The sequence below is a fragment of the Thermocoleostomius sinensis A174 genome, assembly GCF_026802175.1.
In the GTDB taxonomy this organism is placed as follows: Bacteria; Cyanobacteriota; Cyanobacteriia; order Elainellales; family Elainellaceae; genus Thermocoleostomius; species Thermocoleostomius sinensis.
The window spans coordinates 2745496-2759958 of sequence record NZ_CP113797.1 but is presented as its reverse complement, the minus strand read 5'-3'; the positions used below and the strand labels follow the sequence as shown (position 1 = coordinate 2759958).

The 14463-nt window shown below is 50.8% G+C and carries 18 protein-coding genes; 10 read left to right on the top strand and 8 right to left on the bottom strand.

The genetic code is table 11. From position 1 onward, the window contains the following. The first annotated feature begins 135 nt into the window (after nt 1-135). From OXH18_RS11925 to OXH18_RS11890, 8 genes are all read left to right on the top strand, one after another. A complete protein-coding gene (locus tag OXH18_RS11925) occupies nt 136-735 on the top strand; it encodes a biotin transporter BioY (RefSeq protein ID WP_268613001.1) in 600 nt (199 codons plus the stop codon). Between the two features lie 95 nt (nt 736-830). Further along, nucleotides 831-1328: a signal peptidase II gene (lspA, locus tag OXH18_RS11920; RefSeq protein WP_268613000.1), complete on the top strand. Its 498-nt coding sequence runs from the start codon at nt 831-833 to the stop codon at nt 1326-1328. 116 nt (nt 1329-1444) lie between these two features. Further along, a complete protein-coding gene (locus OXH18_RS11915; RefSeq protein ID WP_268612999.1) occupies nt 1445-1780 on the top strand; it encodes a rubredoxin in 336 nt (111 codons plus the stop codon). Nucleotides 1781-1984: 204 nt separating this feature from the next. Continuing rightward, nucleotides 1985-2998 (top strand): photosynthesis system II assembly factor Ycf48, encoded by a 1014-nt coding sequence (locus OXH18_RS11910; protein WP_268612998.1) that lies wholly within the window; start codon nt 1985-1987, stop codon nt 2996-2998. Between the two features lie 340 nt (nt 2999-3338). After that, entirely contained in the window at nt 3339-3590 is a 252-nt protein-coding gene (gene psbE, locus OXH18_RS11905) for a cytochrome b559 subunit alpha (RefSeq protein ID WP_268612997.1), read from the top strand. Nucleotides 3591-3613: 23 nt separating this feature from the next. After that, entirely contained in the window at nt 3614-3748 is a 135-nt protein-coding gene (gene psbF, locus OXH18_RS11900; protein WP_009556732.1) for a cytochrome b559 subunit beta, read from the top strand. Nucleotides 3749-3757: 9 nt separating this feature from the next. Next, complete coding sequence (locus OXH18_RS11895) at nt 3758-3883, top strand: photosystem II reaction center protein L (protein ID WP_268612996.1); 126 nt, start codon at nt 3758-3760, stop codon at nt 3881-3883. A gap of 30 nt (nt 3884-3913) precedes the next feature. After that, nucleotides 3914-4033, top strand: a complete 120-nt coding sequence (locus tag OXH18_RS11890; RefSeq protein WP_088893283.1) for a photosystem II reaction center protein J — start codon at nt 3914-3916, stop codon at nt 4031-4033. 222 nt (nt 4034-4255) lie between these two features. Here the strand turns inward: OXH18_RS11890 and OXH18_RS11885 are convergent, their stop codons facing one another. After that, on the bottom strand, nt 4256-4738 hold the full coding sequence (locus OXH18_RS11885) for a photosystem I reaction center subunit XI (protein WP_268612995.1): 483 nt from the start codon (nt 4736-4738) through the stop codon (nt 4256-4258). Between the two features lie 147 nt (nt 4739-4885). Further along, nucleotides 4886-5017, bottom strand: a complete 132-nt coding sequence (gene psaI, locus OXH18_RS11880; protein ID WP_268612994.1) for a photosystem I reaction center subunit VIII — start codon at nt 5015-5017, stop codon at nt 4886-4888. A 229-nt stretch (nt 5018-5246) separates the two neighbouring features. Between psaI and OXH18_RS11875 the strand changes: the two genes are divergently transcribed. Continuing rightward, nucleotides 5247-5648 (top strand): hypothetical protein, encoded by a 402-nt coding sequence (locus OXH18_RS11875; protein ID WP_268612993.1) that lies wholly within the window; start codon nt 5247-5249, stop codon nt 5646-5648. 122 nt (nt 5649-5770) lie between these two features. Here the strand turns inward: OXH18_RS11875 and OXH18_RS11870 are convergent, their stop codons facing one another. The 5 genes from OXH18_RS11870 to OXH18_RS11850 all read right to left on the bottom strand — a co-directional run bounded on the left by OXH18_RS11870 (nt 5771) and on the right by OXH18_RS11850 (nt 12477). Further along, the gene (locus tag OXH18_RS11870; protein WP_268612992.1) at nt 5771-8017 is read right to left on the bottom strand and encodes a hypothetical protein; all 2247 of its coding nucleotides are present in this window, start codon (nt 8015-8017) and stop codon (nt 5771-5773) included. A 174-nt stretch (nt 8018-8191) separates the two neighbouring features. After that, entirely contained in the window at nt 8192-9496 is a 1305-nt protein-coding gene (locus OXH18_RS11865) for a dihydroorotase (protein WP_268612991.1), read from the bottom strand. 15 nt (nt 9497-9511) lie between these two features. Then, on the bottom strand, nt 9512-10873 hold the full coding sequence (locus OXH18_RS11860; RefSeq protein WP_315874711.1) for a histidine phosphatase family protein: 1362 nt from the start codon (nt 10871-10873) through the stop codon (nt 9512-9514). A 318-nt stretch (nt 10874-11191) separates the two neighbouring features. Continuing rightward, nucleotides 11192-12019 (bottom strand): 4-hydroxy-tetrahydrodipicolinate reductase, encoded by an 828-nt coding sequence (dapB, locus tag OXH18_RS11855; protein WP_268612989.1) that lies wholly within the window; start codon nt 12017-12019, stop codon nt 11192-11194. Nucleotides 12020-12066: 47 nt separating this feature from the next. Further along, nucleotides 12067-12477 carry a YccF domain-containing protein gene (locus OXH18_RS11850; protein ID WP_268612988.1) on the bottom strand — a complete coding sequence of 137 codons (411 nt, stop codon included), beginning with the start codon at nt 12475-12477 and terminating at the stop codon, nt 12067-12069. Nucleotides 12478-12764: 287 nt separating this feature from the next. Between OXH18_RS11850 and bchI the strand changes: the two genes are divergently transcribed. Continuing rightward, nucleotides 12765-13892: a magnesium chelatase ATPase subunit I gene (gene bchI / locus OXH18_RS11845; RefSeq protein ID WP_268612987.1), complete on the top strand. Its 1128-nt coding sequence runs from the start codon at nt 12765-12767 to the stop codon at nt 13890-13892. A gap of 56 nt (nt 13893-13948) precedes the next feature. Here bchI and OXH18_RS11840 read toward each other — a convergent pair whose 3' ends face one another. Further along, entirely contained in the window at nt 13949-14446 is a 498-nt protein-coding gene (locus OXH18_RS11840; protein WP_268612986.1) for a crossover junction endodeoxyribonuclease RuvC, read from the bottom strand. Between the last annotated feature and the right edge of the window lie 17 nt (nt 14447-14463).

Sequence of the window (14463 nt, the reverse complement as noted above, 5' to 3'; positions counted from 1 at the left end):
GTAGCGCAGTATAATTTTTGGGTTGAATCTTCAGCATCCCATGCAGCAACACTCGTCCTATTGGGCAACTCGACATTGGGTGACTCACTATTGTGCACCCCGATTCCCGCAAATCTTTACTCCTAATATCTCTTTGTGTCTAGCGTGAACGTGGCTGCTCCCACCCAACTGTTGTGGGTTTTGATTGGCATCGTCCTGACGATCGGCGGGACTTTGTTAGAAGCTTTTATTGCCAGTCCTCCTTGGAGTTGGAGTCAGTCTGGTATTTATGCCTATTCGCTGGGTGTCACGTGGCAAGTTGGAGCCGTGCTATTGGTGGGGTGTTTGGGCGGCAAAAGTGCAGCCGCTGTCTCCCAAATTGCCTATGTGCTGCTGGGGCTGACGTGGTTTGATGTGTTTGCCCAAGGCGGCGGGTTGGGATATCTATTGCAACCCAGCTTTGGCTATTTGTTGGGCTTTATTCCGGGTGCCTGGATCTGCGGTTGGTTGGCGTTTCGCTTGCCAGTACGTTTGGAGTTTCTAGCTCTCAGTTGTGTGTTTGGCTTACTGACGATTCATCTAACAGGAGTAGGGTATCTTCTGATGGCTCACCTATTTCAGTGGGCTTCGCTGAGTGCAGTTCCGTTTTGGCAAGCGTTTCTCACTTATTCGATCCACCCCCTGCCGGGGCAACTGGCGATCGTCTGTGCTGTCACGGTCATGTCCTATATTTTGCGACACTTAATGTTTTATTAATCCCAACTCTCCGAACAATGGTTTACTAGGAATAGCCCTAGCGCTAGAAGTCACTGATTTTCTACTCGGCAGCCAACTCGATCGCCACCACCGTCATGAGGATAAAAAACCGTCTGTTTTGGATTGCTGCCGTCATTGGCTTGGTGTTAGACCAGGTCAGCAAATTTTGGGTTACTCGCACCTTTGAACTCACGCAAACCGTGCCGCTGTGGGAAGGTGTGTTTCATCTCACCTATGTCACCAACAAAGGAGCCGCCTTCAGTTTATTCAGTGAGCAAGGTGAGTGGCTACGCTGGTTGTCGTTGATTGTGAGTCTAGGGCTAGCTGCTTTGGCGATATTTGGCCCTCGGTTGCCGCGCTGGGAGCAAGCGGGCTATGGCTGTATTTTGGCTGGTGCTTTGGGAAACGGCATCGATCGCTTTCTCAATGGCGAAGTGGTGGATTTTTTCGATTTTCGCTTGATTAATTTCCCCGTGTTCAATATTGCCGATGTGTTTATCAACCTGGGCATTCTTTGCTTGCTGATGGCGGCCTTTCGTCCGACATCCTCCAACGGCAACCCTAAACGCTCCCATCGAGATCAGGATCGCTAGGATCAATCATTAGGATCATCACTCTATGTCATAATCTTTTGTAACAGAGTTTCTCATATTTGCAGTTTTGCAGCGAATCTCTAGCGACTCTCGATTGAAATAAACGGGCACTAGTAATGAGTACAGAAGCTCTTGATCCCAAAACCCTCGATCGCTATGAATGTGGGGCTTGCGGGTATGTTTATGAACCCACCAAGGGGGATAGCACCAGCAACACGCCCGCAGGGACTGCCTTTGAAGCGCTTGCTGAAAGTTGGCGTTGCCCCGTCTGTGGAGCACGCAAACCTCGATTCAGCAACATTGGTCCAGTAGGTAATCCATCTGGCTTTAAGGAAAACTTGAAGTACGGGCTTGGGGTAAATTCACTCACCCCCGGTCAGAAAAATGTGTTGATCTTTGGGGCCCTGGCACTGGGCTTTTTATTCTTCATTAGTCTGTACGGCTTGCGGTAAATCAATTCCTTGCCACCCATCCTTGCCGATCGCACCTCTTTTTTAAGGGACGATTGTATTGACCCATCCGGTTCACCTCCATAGGCAGTGCGTCACGTGGATGTGAATCACACCCTATGAAGTGACTCGCTTGAGGCAATACTGGCGATCGCTAAATCCAGTCTTGTCATCCCAAACCAGTTAGGAGTTGTAGTCTGTAGTCCGATGAACTCAATTCTAAAACCCTTAAAGCAAATTGCTATTGTAGTTGTCGCAGTCCTGCTATGTGCCAGTTGCGCACGCGGGTTTCTGCCATCTGTCGAATTTAATCCTTGGCAAGTCATTGAATTGCCGACCCAGGAAACACTATCAGATATTGCATTTACAGATGACCCGAATCACGGGTGGTTGGTAGGTAAAAACGCCACACTTCTAGAAACCACTGATGGCGGGCAGAGTTGGCAACAACGCAGTCTAGATTTGGGCGACTCATTGATCTATAGCTTTAATTCAGTCAGTTTTGCGGGCGATGAAGGCTGGATCACTGGACAGCCCAATATTCTGCTGCACACTTTAGATGGTGGCCAAACTTGGCTGCGCGTTCCACTTAGCGAAAAATTACCGGGTTCGCCCTATGCAATTACCGCCTTGGGGCCAAAGGCGGCAGAGCTAGCAACGGACATTGGCGCAATTTATCGCACCAAAGATGGGGGGCGCACTTGGCAGGCAATGGTGCAGGAAGCCGTCGGGGTTATTCGGAATGTGTCGCGATCGAACGACGGCAAGTATGTAGCCGTATCAGCCCGCGGCAGCTTCTATTCCACGTGGGAGCCGGGTCAGGAAGCTTGGGAACCTCATAATCGCAATAGTTCTCGCCGTCTACAAAATATGGGCTTTGGTAAGGATGGTCGGGTTTGGCTGTTGGCGCGTGGAGGCGTTGTCCAATTTAGTCAGGAGGATAGTTTAGACGAATGGGACGAGCCAATTTCCCCAGAATATGCCACCAGTTGGGGGTTACTGGATTTGGCCTATCGCACTCCTGAAGAGATTTGGGTTGCTGGCGGCAGTGGCAATCTGCTGGTGAGTGTAGACGGCGGGCAAACTTGGCAAAAAGATAGAGCGGTCGAAAATGTTCCGTCTAATTTCTACAAAGTGATGTTTATATCACCAGACCGAGGCTTTATTTTAGGTCAAAATGGAACGCTGTTGAAATATCAACCGTCTACGGAGGCGGCCTAATCCTTCATCGATTTTGAGTGAAACCATTTGCGAGCAGGTAGACGATACCAACTGATTGAACTCTGGTTGTGGCGATCGAGGTTGCAGATAGGCGTTTGGAATAACTTTGTTATCGGTCAGAAGCAGTTAGAAAGTATCCAAGAAATCACGGCGGTTTACAGAGGTCAACTAGATTGATTTCCAGTTAAAACTGATAGCTGAATGGAGGATTGAACGACTCGACTGATGAATAAAGCGATGAGCAAAGAGAATTCAATTGGCAATTCTTGCTTGTGACTCTTTGCGTACTCTCGTATCATATAAATTGGGTTCCAATTTACCATCTTTGGGAGGAGATTGAATGGCTGGTACTACAGGTGAACGTCCCTTTTCCGATATCGTAACGAGTGTTCGTTATTGGGTCATTCACAGCATTACAATTCCAGCATTATTTATTGCTGGCTGGCTTTTTGTTAGCACTGGTTTGGCCTACGACGTGTTCGGCACACCTAGACCCAACGAATACTTCACGGAAACTCGACAAGAGTTGCCCATTGTGAACGATCGGTTTGAGTCGAAGCAACAAATCAATGAGTTTTTACAAGACAAGTAGTAACAAACACAGATTGACACACTATGACGAGTAACACGCCAAATCAACCCGTTTCCTATCCTATTTTTACGGTTAGATGGCTAGCCGTTCACACCCTTGCTGTCCCAACCGTATTCTTCTTAGGGGCAATTGCGGCAATGCAGTTTATTCAGCGCTAGGAGGTCATTGTGGCGTTACAACGGAGTCCTAATCCTAATAAGCAACCAGTTGAGTTAAATCGTACTTCGCTCTACCTCGGGTTGCTATTAGTTTTCGTACTTGGCATTTTGTTCTCTAGCTATTTCTTCAATTAATTCTTTAAGCAAGTTGGGAGGTTCATGATTATGTTGCAATCTGGCAGAATTCCCCTCTGGGTTGTAGCAACCATTGCCGGAACGGGCGTGCTGGTTGTGGTTGGCCTGTTCTTCTATGGGGCTTATGCAGGCTTAGGGTCTTCAATTTAAACTTGCCCTGGTTCGATCATTGCTTGAAGCTTCCTAGCTCACTAGTTTAGTCAGTAGAGGTGTTGTCGTTGCACCTCTATTTGGCTTTAAAGCCTCAAGTGGCGGCCTAAAAAAACTGCCCAAGTTTTTACCTTGGACAGTGTTGCATGTTCAATCACACATTCATTCAAACGTTGTAGCCAGAGCGTCGTCAGGCAGAGTTTGGAGTGAACAAAGGAACCCTTACCCTAGATTGCCGATCGCATGGAAAACACCAGAATTAAACACCTGGAACAAGAGATAGGCAAACGCTGCCCCACCGATGCCACCAATTAAGAAGCTACCGGCAAATTCGCTCCAACCTTCGGAAGTTTCCAGGCTGCTAGGTGGGTTGGGATTGGTAACAGTACTGATGGGTTTGTTGGGCTGAGAACTGCCGTAGATGGAGAGACAGATTGTCAAAATTACAACGAGACCAGCCGCACCAATTAACCCAGCCAGATCGCTCACATCCGAATTACGTAAGGGACCCGCATAGGTAAATGGCCCATACAGCAAGTATCCATGGGCCATGCCAATTTCCAGTCCCCGACGCTGAGGGGACAACCCAGCCCGGTAGGCGGGCAAGTTGTTAATCAACGCCTTTGTGAACGGGGATGAGTTAATAGGGGTAGCCAAATTACCGATTTGGGGATCGTCAGCGGGTTTAACTACTTCCGTTGTCATCGTGGATTTATCTCCAAAATCGCTTGTTTATGTTATCTAAGTCTAGTTTTATTGCTGTTTGGATATTAAATCCAAACCCAGCAGAACGAGTTAGCAAGCGCGCCTAGGGCAGAGATACCTGCTAACTTTTAAGACAAAAAGTTAGGACTACAGACCAGCGGCGTCTTCGCGCTCAATGTAAAGGAACAAAAACGCCATCGCCACAGCCGGAAACACCAATCCAGTGACGGGAACTAGCACTGAGGGCAAAAACGAAGCTGAATAAGCTGCAAAAAGCATCGGCTCTCCTCATAAATACAACAAATCTTAGAGCCAACTTTACTGTGAATTGGGTCTCAATTTCTGACTGCTAAGAAATTTTAACAACCATTGCGCGTCAATCGAGCCATTGCGATCGAATCCCCCGCTCTAAGAAACCTAAACGCAATTTGGAATAGCCGGTCTTGGCATTGTTGTCAATGGTATTGATTGGAAAATTGTTTGATTCCACTCGTTACCCATCAGCCTTATGCACAAACTTATTGGCATGACAACGGCTCTCTTGATTTTGCCGATCGCGGCTCCGGTAGGGGCAGAGGTGGTGCACTCCGATCGTCAAATTAGCGATCGATACGTTATCACCGACGAATTCGGCAGAACTTGCGGTTATCAATCGGTGATTGACACCTACGTCGAAACATTGACGGGTGACATTTATACCGTGCAAGAAGCAGTGAATCTTGGCTGCACCGACGATGCTCCTGTCCTGATTGATCCCAATGGTCTGGTTGATCCTTACGATTCTGGTTATGGGGAACCTATTCCGGTTGAGCCAATCTACGATGACCCGCTGCCAGTTGACCCATACGGCGTGCCAGTTCCCTATGATCCTAGCTATGGGGAACCCATTCCTACCCCAGAGTTTTGGTAGAGCCAGCTATTACCCCGGCCATCCTTGATCTTGGATCTTGCCTTCCGACCCCCCTCATCCCCCAGCCCCCTTTCCTTCTCCCAGAAAAGGAGAGCTGGATCGGAAGTCCCTTCTTTCAGGGGTTAACTGTCTTGATTCAACCACACGTCGATTTCATCCAATGGAACCGACAGATCCGGTGGTACAACGCCACAAACGACGATCGCCTTGTTGCTTTCGCGCTGGGTCGCCATTTCAATGGCAATTGCCTCAACTTGAATTTCAACACACCCATAGGGGACTAAAAGCTTCGTTTCAGTGACGAGATGACCAAACCCATCGGGTGCGAAGTCTAGAAGCCAGTGGGGACCATCCAAGAGCGTGCGTTGTTGCCGATCGACAAACCACAGCTTCACTAGTAGCCGAGGCAATCCATAGGGGAGCACCACACGGACAGAGGTTTGTTCACCAGCAATTAACTCGTCTGTGGCAATCTCTAATTCGGGAACGGGAACAGGTTCCTGAATTGGCAGAACGGGCATTGTTGCCGCCGAGTCCATTGAGACGCCATTCATAGCTGAGGAATTATCCGTGAGTTCGTCCTCGACTACAATTTCTTGAGCGGTTAACTCGGACTCGCGATCGACGACTGGCGGTATCGCCGCAGTTTCAACGCCAGCTTGTCTAGATTCAAACACTGGGTCTATAGTCCGCAACCATTCGACTAACTCGCGATCGGACGCTAAGGACTGAAGTCGATTCCAAAACCGGGACTGTAGATTCAACGATCGAAACGCTACGTCCTCTGGAGAATCAGTAACCGATGGCGATGGTGGTGGTTCGGTACGCTCTAGCTGCTCCCAATCCGGAAGCGGAGCATCATTATCGAATGCTTGCGGTACAACGGACGGAGTGGTAGCAGCCATCGCTCCTGGATCAAGGAAAGCCGGAACCGTCATTTCTGGATTGAGAGATGAGTGCCCAGCATATTCTGCGATCGGGCGATCGGCAAGAGATGAGCCATTGCCAGCCGCCGGATCACTGAAGGCAGGATGGACATCAGCAGAACTGGCTGGGGTTGATGCGATTGGGAAAGAAGGTAAATCGAGGGGCTTGCGAACCCCATCTTGATCGGCAGAAGCATCGGCAGAAGCAGTAGCGGGATACAGTTGCGGTGGCAGCGGTTGCTGAGGAGAGGGGTGGAACTGAACTGCTTGAACGATGGTATCCGTCGGCGCAGAAGGTAAAGGAGTTGAGTCCAGGGGCGCAAGCGCTTCTGCCTCGGAAGACAGACCAGGCGGCGGCAAAAGCTCGATATCAGAGAAATCGTTGGCAATGGCGTCTAACAACTCGTGGAGATCGGTAGTGACGCTGAAGGACTGGCTGATGGCGGCCGGGCCAGTATGCAGAATCACTTCTCCTAGGACAAGATAAGTTTGAAAGTCATCGGGGAGAGTAATTTGGCAAGTAAACGGAAAGGGCAAAGGGCGATCGGTGAGAGGTTGTTGCTGTTCAGCCAGAATATTAGATGTGCGAGGGTCATAGAGACGGACTTGCAGCGCTGTTAGCGAAACGGGCTGCTCAGTGGGTTGCCCATTGCTGGCTTCTACCTGCCCCATCAGCATCAGAGACTGTCCGCGTTGGATAATAAATGTATCTTGTCCCAAACGCAACCGTGCCGGTACCTCGGCAGCGGATGAAATCGTCCGCTCGGCTAGGGGGAGCAGATCAGAAGCCGTGGCGGCTGGAGCGGTGTCTGGAGTGGTGTCTGGGGGGGTGTCAGTGGATAGGATGGGAGGCTCGTCTGTGGCGGCTGGTTGAGATGCTTCCTCTGTCTTTGCGGGCTTTGCGGAAGAAATCTCTGGACCGAGAACGGAATGCAATGGCGATTCATGGCGAGCGATAAAGCCATCACCTGAATTAGCAGTGAGGGGAGCCTTCTCCGACTCCTGAGAGGGCACAGTAGTCAGAGGTTGCGGGGGGGCCTCACGAACTAAATTGTGTGCCTCTAACCAATCTGGTTCCCAATCCTCGTCTGCCTCTAGCGGCAACACTTGCAACTGAACGCTGTGCTGCCATCCTTCTCCTAACATATCTGCCATCAAATCGCTGGTGCAGCGCAGTTCCCAAACTCCAGGCAGCAGCCGAGTAAACGGCAGAATCGCCACTAATCCATTGTTGTTGGTTTGACTAACCCGCTTCTGCGTACGGCGAATGGGCGGAATTTCAGCGGTGGCATCGTGAATGATCCGAATTTCCACAGGGGTATTGCTGCGCTCGGAATGGGCCACAATGCGGTATCGTCCTTCCAGAATCTCTACCTTAGAAGATCCCAGCGGCAACCAAGAGCGATCGCCTTCTTTTTGAATCAGAAATTCCCAAAACGCCATCTCAAACCTCAGGGAAACCAGGATGAAGGAACAGCGGGGTGTACATTGTACTCCAAGTGCACCTAACTACCTTGTTAGCTCAGGATCAGGGTATCAGCTTTTCACGAATTTCGATTCATGATTTTAGACCGAACAGCTTTATCCCCGAAGTTTTTCTTATGTAGATGCCGTCGATTATCCCCAGATTTTAATCACCCGTCCCTGAATTTCATGTCCCAACCACGGGGTGTTGGCCGATCGAGATTTCAGGGTCGTTGGCGTCAGAGTCCAGACGAGGTTGGGGTCAAATAAAATCAGGTCTGTGGGTTGGTTGAGTTGCAATTGGGGGGTGGGCTGATGTAAACATTTGGCAGGATTGGTGCTGAGGGATTGCCATAGCGCCACGGCCGACCAGCGGTTCGATGCCACAAAGGTTTGCCACAGCAGCGGCAAGGCCAGTTCCAGCCCAATCGCACCGGGTGGAGCTTCGGCAAAGGCTACGGTCTTTTCTTCATAGGTGAGAGGGGTGTGATCAATGGCAATGGCGTCAATCGTGCCATCCTGCAAGCCTTGAATCAGGGCCGCTTGATCGCTGGGATTACCCAAGGGCGGGTCGAGGCATAGGCTGGGGTCATAGGCATGCACCGAGGTCACGTTCAACAGTAAATGCATCCAGGTGGTACTGGCAGTGACGGGCAACCCTTCTGCTTTAGCAGCCCGCAGTCGTTCAACCCCCCGTGCCGTCGAGATTCGCATGAGATGCACTGGTGTTCCCACCTCGGCCACACACTCCAATACAGCAGCAAGCGGCACCGTTTCAGCTATCACTGGACTGCCCGGTAACCCTAACCGCACCGCCTCTAGCCCATCCCGCACGACCCCTCCTCCAGCTAGACTGCGATCGCAGCAGTAGAGGGCGATCGGTTTTTGTAGCACTTGTCCATAGTCCAAAAGTCTTCGCAGCAGCGAGGTATTGGCAATCGGTTTACCATCTGTAAACCCAATCACGCCCGCTTCAGCCAGTTCCATCAATTCCACCATTTGTTCGCCTTGCGTTCCCAGTGTCAATGCTCCCCAGTAATTGAGCTTGGGTAAGGCAGCGTGGTACTGAGTCGATTGGTCATTAGGCAATTGAGCCATAGGCACATATCGGGAGGATTGCGATTGCATCCACTCCACACTCGCGCGATTGTCAAGTGGGGGATGTGTATCCGGCAACAGCGTTAGGCGAGTAAAGCCTCCTGCGAGGGCCGCTTGCCGCAACGAATCTAAGGTTTCGCGGGCTTCAAAGCCAGGCTCTCCAGAGTGACTATACAAATCCATCAGCCCTGGTCCTAAAACCAGTCCTGCACAATGCTGCACCTGAACATCGGCTGGAATATCAACCAGTTTCTCCTCGATCGCGGCTATTTTGCCATCTACTACCAGCACATCAACCCTGCGATCGGTGCTGGTGTTTGGATCAATCAGCCGAACCTGTTGAAGCAGTTCCTTCGACATACTGGCTTCCACGGATTACAATGCGCCTGCGGCCGTTCGATCGAGCACGCTTCCCAAGTGGCTGGTGATATTGAGAGCATGGATTAAGGGATTGCCGGTGATGCCTTGCGGATAATCAATTACGGTGACAGAGCCATTGCCCTGTTTGAACGTCCAAAAGTGCTGAGGTCCCAACCCGACAAGGTGGCATAATAGCGCTTTGTTGACTGCATCGTGGGCTACTACCAACGTGGTGAAGGGACGATCGCCGCCGCTGGGGGGGGTGGAATTCAACATAGCGTTCCAAGCCGCGATCGCCCGTTGCCAAACCTGCTGTAAGTTCTCGCCTTCAGGCATCTGCACTGTCTCAGGAGCCGTTTTCCATTGCGCCAGAGTACCCGGAAAAGCTTGCTCAATCTCTGCTTCTAGCTTGCCTTCCCACAGTCCATGGCTAATTTCACGCAACTTGCCATCGAGTTCTAGGGAAAGGTTGGGATGGTGTTGCAAAATCACTTCGGCGGTTTCCTTGGGCCGGAGCATCGGGCTACTAATTGCCCGATCGATGGGCACATTCGCTAGAAATGCAGCAGCTTGTTGAGCTTGCACCCGTCCTTGATCGTTAAGCGGTATATCCATTTGACCTTGAAAGCGTTGCTGGCGATTCCAGTCCGTTTCGCCATGCCGAACTAGCAAAAATCGAGGCGTATGGTTATTTCTAGGTTTAGGGAGTGGTTCCCCTAAATGTGCCGTCAAGTTGACTGATTCTAGTTGCACAGAGTCGCCCAACTGCCCAGCAAAATTGAGGACACTAATACCACAATTAGATTGATGAATGGACTGATAGGATTTTGGCCCTAACCCGATCGCCGTATTGATTAAGCAACGATTGATGCCACTGTGAGCGACCAGCAAAATGGTTTCTCCAGAATGACGAGACAGCACCTCTTGCCAACAACGTCGTGCTTGGTCATATAGGGTCGGTACGGGATAAAACGGTTCCATGCCCTGATCGGTGACAATCTCCATGCATAGTTCATGGGGGCGCTCGCGCCACGCCGCATAGCCCTCGGCATACTTTTCTTCAACCTCTTGAAACGTCAAGCCTTCCCACAACGGCAAACTAATTTCTTTAAGGTTGTCGGTTAGGTATAAAGCTGGTGCAGCGGAGCCATTCTGGTCAAGCAGGGTCGATCGAATAAGCTCTGCGGTTTCGCGGGCCCGTTGCAGCGGACTGCTGTAGATGGCGGCAAAGTGTAATTCTTTGAGCGTGGCTCCAACTTGACGAGCACCTGCTCGCCCCTTTTCCGTTAGCCGGGATGCATCGCAGTGTCCCTGAACTCGACGTTCAGCATTGTAGGTACTTTCACCATGACGCACAAGAACGACACGAGTAGCCAGGACGTTACCCTCCTTACAGTCAACTGTTTGGTTAAGCTTTGGTTAAGCTAAAGTCAATCAAATCGATGAGAACTGGCAGACTCAACCTGCCAAAAACCATCCGCATTCTACCCTGTGGTGGGGACGGCTCGAACTTTATTCGCCTAGTAACATCGGTGGACTCGTATCTAGAACTACTCTCATCCCTAACCCCTGCTTCCATCCGCTGGAGCAGGAGAGCCAAATCGAGAGTTTCTCGCCTATTTTAGGAGAGAGATTTAGGCAGAAGTGTTCAATGATTTCATATTTTAGTGAACACCCGCCTCTGGCAGCGGATTATTACAGCAGCTTTTCTAGTCCATACACCAGCGACTTCAGCGGAAGCACTTTACGAATGGTCAACAGCACGCCGGGCATATAGCAAGCGCGATCGCTCGTATCGTGGCGCAACGTATAGAGTTCTCCAGGTGCACCAAAGATCACTTCCTGGTGGGCAATCAGTCCTGGTAAGCGAATACTGTGAATCCGAATTCCCTCCGAAGTGCAAGTGCCGCGTGCTCCGGGCATTTTCTCGGTTTCGTTGACGCGGGCCGGGTTATAGGATTTACCCAACTCAGCCAGCAATTGAGCCGTTTGAATAGCTGTACCACTGGGCGCATCGGCTTTTTGATTGTGGTGCAGTTCCAAAATCTCTACATGATCAAAATACTGCGAGGCGCGCACGGCTGCCTGTTGCAACAACACCATGCCGATCGAAAAATTGGGAATAATTGCAGCACCCGTACTCGCTTTGTCGGCAAACTCCGCTAAGTCTTGAATTTCTTCAGCGCTGAGTCCTGTGGTTCCCACGACCGGACGCACTCCATAGGCGATCGCCGTGCGCACATTGTCATACACCGAATCCGGGTGCGTAAAATCTACCATGACGGGGGTTCCGCGCTCCTGCGTCGAGAGCACCAACGCCGCTTGAAGATCATTGACGATCGGCACTTCCAATTCGCCGCAACCTGCCAGTTCGCCAATGTCTTGACCCTGTAAGTCGGGGCTGCGATCGACGGCAGCCACGAGAGACATGTCATCCGCTGCGGCCACTGCCTTAACCACCTCCCGACCCATCTTGCCGCCTGCCCCATTGACGACGACTGGAATTGCAGCCTGACTTGCCATACTATCCTGTGTTGATTGCGACAAAGGCATTGTAGATCAGGTTGAGATCAGGTTAGCCGATCGGTGAGGTAGGGGCGATTGACGCGGACGCGACGAAATTCACGACCAAAGGGCAGCAGCGCCATTTCCAGTAATTTAAAGTGCTGTTTAGCAAAGGGCAACCCAATGATAGTGATGGCTAAAATCACGCCGTGAATTAGGTGAGACAGCGCAATCTCCCAGCCAAACAGCACAATCCAAATTAGGTTAAACACCAGCCTCAATGTGCTGTCAGCCTCCTTTAGTTCAACGACCTCCCGTCCAAAGGGGGTCAGCGTTGCAATGCCCAGCTTGATGGCTTGCAGCCCGAAGGGAATGCCAACGATCGTCAAGCACAAAGTCAAGCCCCCGATAATGTATCCGAAGCCGCTCACCAATCCTCCAAAAATCAGCCAGATGAGATTTCCTAAAACACTCATTGCCGTTCTCCTGAATCTGTCTCCAATTTGTCTTAATTAATTGCTTGATTAATTGATCGTAGCGAATGCTCACTCGAGACTGATGTCAGTGCTTGGTTCAGGTCTTCAATTCATGACCAGCTAAGATCAGCGACGAACTGGTAATTGGCGTATAACGGCGTATAACATTACCTCCTACCTCCGATCGCAAATTTCCAAAGATAGCTAGTCGGCAGCATTCGCTTTCCCTGAATGTGTCAAAATGAAAAACAGTCTTAATGTCGCGTTATTAGAATTTAGGTAATCCTGTGAGTCCTACCATTGCCAGTTCCTCTGCTAAATTTTCGACTCGTCGCGCCGTGTTTCCCTTCACTGCGATTGTTGGACAGGAGGAGATGAAGCTGGCGTTATTGCTAAATGTGATCGATCCCAAAATTGGCGGCGTCATGATCATGGGCGATCGCGGCACGGGCAAATCCACCACTATTCGAGCCTTGGCTGATGTGTTGCCGGACATCGAAGTCGTCTCTGGCGATCCCTTCAACAGCCATCCTAGTGATCCAGGCTTGATGAGCGACTGGGTGAAGCAGCAGATTGAAGCGGGCGACGCAATCACCACGATAAAGAAAAAAGTGCCCATGATCGATCTGCCCTTGGGCGCGACTGAAGATCGCGTCTGTGGCACGATCGATATTGAAAAAGCGCTGTCGGAAGGTGTCAAGGCCTTCGAGCCAGGACTCCTCGCTCAAGCCAATCGGGGCATTCTCTATGTGGATGAAGTGAATTTATTAGATGATCATCTGGTGGATGTCCTGCTCGATTCGGCCGCTTCTGGTTGGAACACGGTAGAGCGAGAAGGCATCTCCATTCGTCATCCAGCCCGATTTGTGTTGGTGGGGTCGGGCAACCCCGAAGAAGGTGAACTGCGACCGCAATTGCTCGATCGCTTTGGCTTACATGCCGAAATCCGCACCGTCAAAGATCCAACCCTGCGCGTCGAAATTGTGGAACAGCGATCGGAATTTGACCAAGATCCAGACGCCTTTCTAGAAAAATATCAAGCGCAACAAGCAGCCCTTCAGCAAAAGCTAATCAGTGCACAAGAACGCCTCAAGTTGGTCTCGATTGACCATGAATTGAAGGTGAACATTTCACAGGTTTGTGCTGAACTGGATGTAGACGGTCTGCGCGGCGATATTGTCACGAATCGCACTGCCAAAGCCCTGGCTGCATTGGAAGGCCGCACCGAAGTCACGGTTGATGACATTCGCCGGGTAATTGTCATGGCCTTGCGCCACCGCTTACGGAAAGACCCGTTGGAGTCGATCGATTCTGGTTACAAAGTGCAAAAGGTGTTCAATCAGGTGTTTGGGCTTGCCGATCCAGAAACCGAAGCTAGCCAAAACGGTACGGGTAAACCTGCTGGAGTGCGATAGTCATGTCTGTAGTAAAGGCGATGCGCAAAGTGGGGTCGATGCGCGGATCGCCCCTACTATGCCACATTGGCCCGTGCGCCACATTGAGCCGCATAAGCAATGGCCAAGCCATCAGCACTGTCATCCGGTGAGGGGGGGTGCGCCAGCCCAAAAATGTGCATCACGGCTTGCTTAATTTCCCCTTTATTAGCTCCATACTGCGCCACGGCCGCCTTTACCTGCGATTGATGCAGGAACACAAGTTCAGTCAAGCCCCAATCGCCTAGGGCCAATTCAATCACACCCAGGGCCCGTAGCACCTTGCTGGCGTTAGTATTTTCACGCCCAAAAAACGGCATCTCGATCGCCGCTAGATCTGGCTGGATCAAATCGCACAACTCTTGAATGTCCGAGCGAATCTGACTCAAGCGCTCGTACATCGGTTGTTTGGCAGGCGTGGTAATCACACCATAGTCTAAAGCTTGCTTGCCGCGAATCACACCGAAGCCAATTGTGGCGATCGCTGGATCGATGCCAAGAATTACGCAGTCAGCTAAATCATACAAAACTGTCATAGGTTACGTTCCAGCCA

Excerpts from the sequence above, each read along its gene's own strand:
- OXH18_RS11885 (WP_268612995.1), bottom strand. The coding sequence starts at position 4,738 with ATGACAACGGAAGTAGTTAAACCCGCTGACGATCCCCAAATCGGTAAT.
- OXH18_RS11890 (WP_088893283.1), top strand. The coding sequence starts at position 3,914 with ATGTTGCAATCTGGCAGAATTCCCCTCTGGGTTGTAGCAACCATTGCC.
- OXH18_RS11865 (WP_268612991.1), bottom strand. The coding sequence starts at position 9,496 with ATGTCGAAGGAACTGCTTCAACAGGTTCGGCTGATTGATCCAAACACC.
- OXH18_RS11910 (WP_268612998.1), top strand. The coding sequence starts at position 1,985 with ATGAACTCAATTCTAAAACCCTTAAAGCAAATTGCTATTGTAGTTGTC.
- psbF (WP_009556732.1), top strand. The coding sequence starts at position 3,614 with ATGACGAGTAACACGCCAAATCAACCCGTTTCCTATCCTATTTTTACG.
- OXH18_RS11915 (WP_268612999.1), top strand. The coding sequence starts at position 1,445 with ATGAGTACAGAAGCTCTTGATCCCAAAACCCTCGATCGCTATGAATGT.
- OXH18_RS11840 (WP_268612986.1), bottom strand. The coding sequence starts at position 14,446 with ATGACAGTTTTGTATGATTTAGCTGACTGCGTAATTCTTGGCATCGAT.
- psaI (WP_268612994.1), bottom strand. The coding sequence starts at position 5,017 with ATGCTTTTTGCAGCTTATTCAGCTTCGTTTTTGCCCTCAGTGCTAGTT.
- OXH18_RS11875 (WP_268612993.1), top strand. The coding sequence starts at position 5,247 with ATGCACAAACTTATTGGCATGACAACGGCTCTCTTGATTTTGCCGATC.
- dapB (WP_268612989.1), bottom strand. The coding sequence starts at position 12,019 with ATGGCAAGTCAGGCTGCAATTCCAGTCGTCGTCAATGGGGCAGGCGGC.
- OXH18_RS11850 (WP_268612988.1), bottom strand. The coding sequence starts at position 12,477 with ATGAGTGTTTTAGGAAATCTCATCTGGCTGATTTTTGGAGGATTGGTG.
- psbE (WP_268612997.1), top strand. The coding sequence starts at position 3,339 with ATGGCTGGTACTACAGGTGAACGTCCCTTTTCCGATATCGTAACGAGT.
- OXH18_RS11870 (WP_268612992.1), bottom strand. The coding sequence starts at position 8,017 with ATGGCGTTTTGGGAATTTCTGATTCAAAAAGAAGGCGATCGCTCTTGG.
- lspA (WP_268613000.1), top strand. The coding sequence starts at position 831 with ATGAGGATAAAAAACCGTCTGTTTTGGATTGCTGCCGTCATTGGCTTG.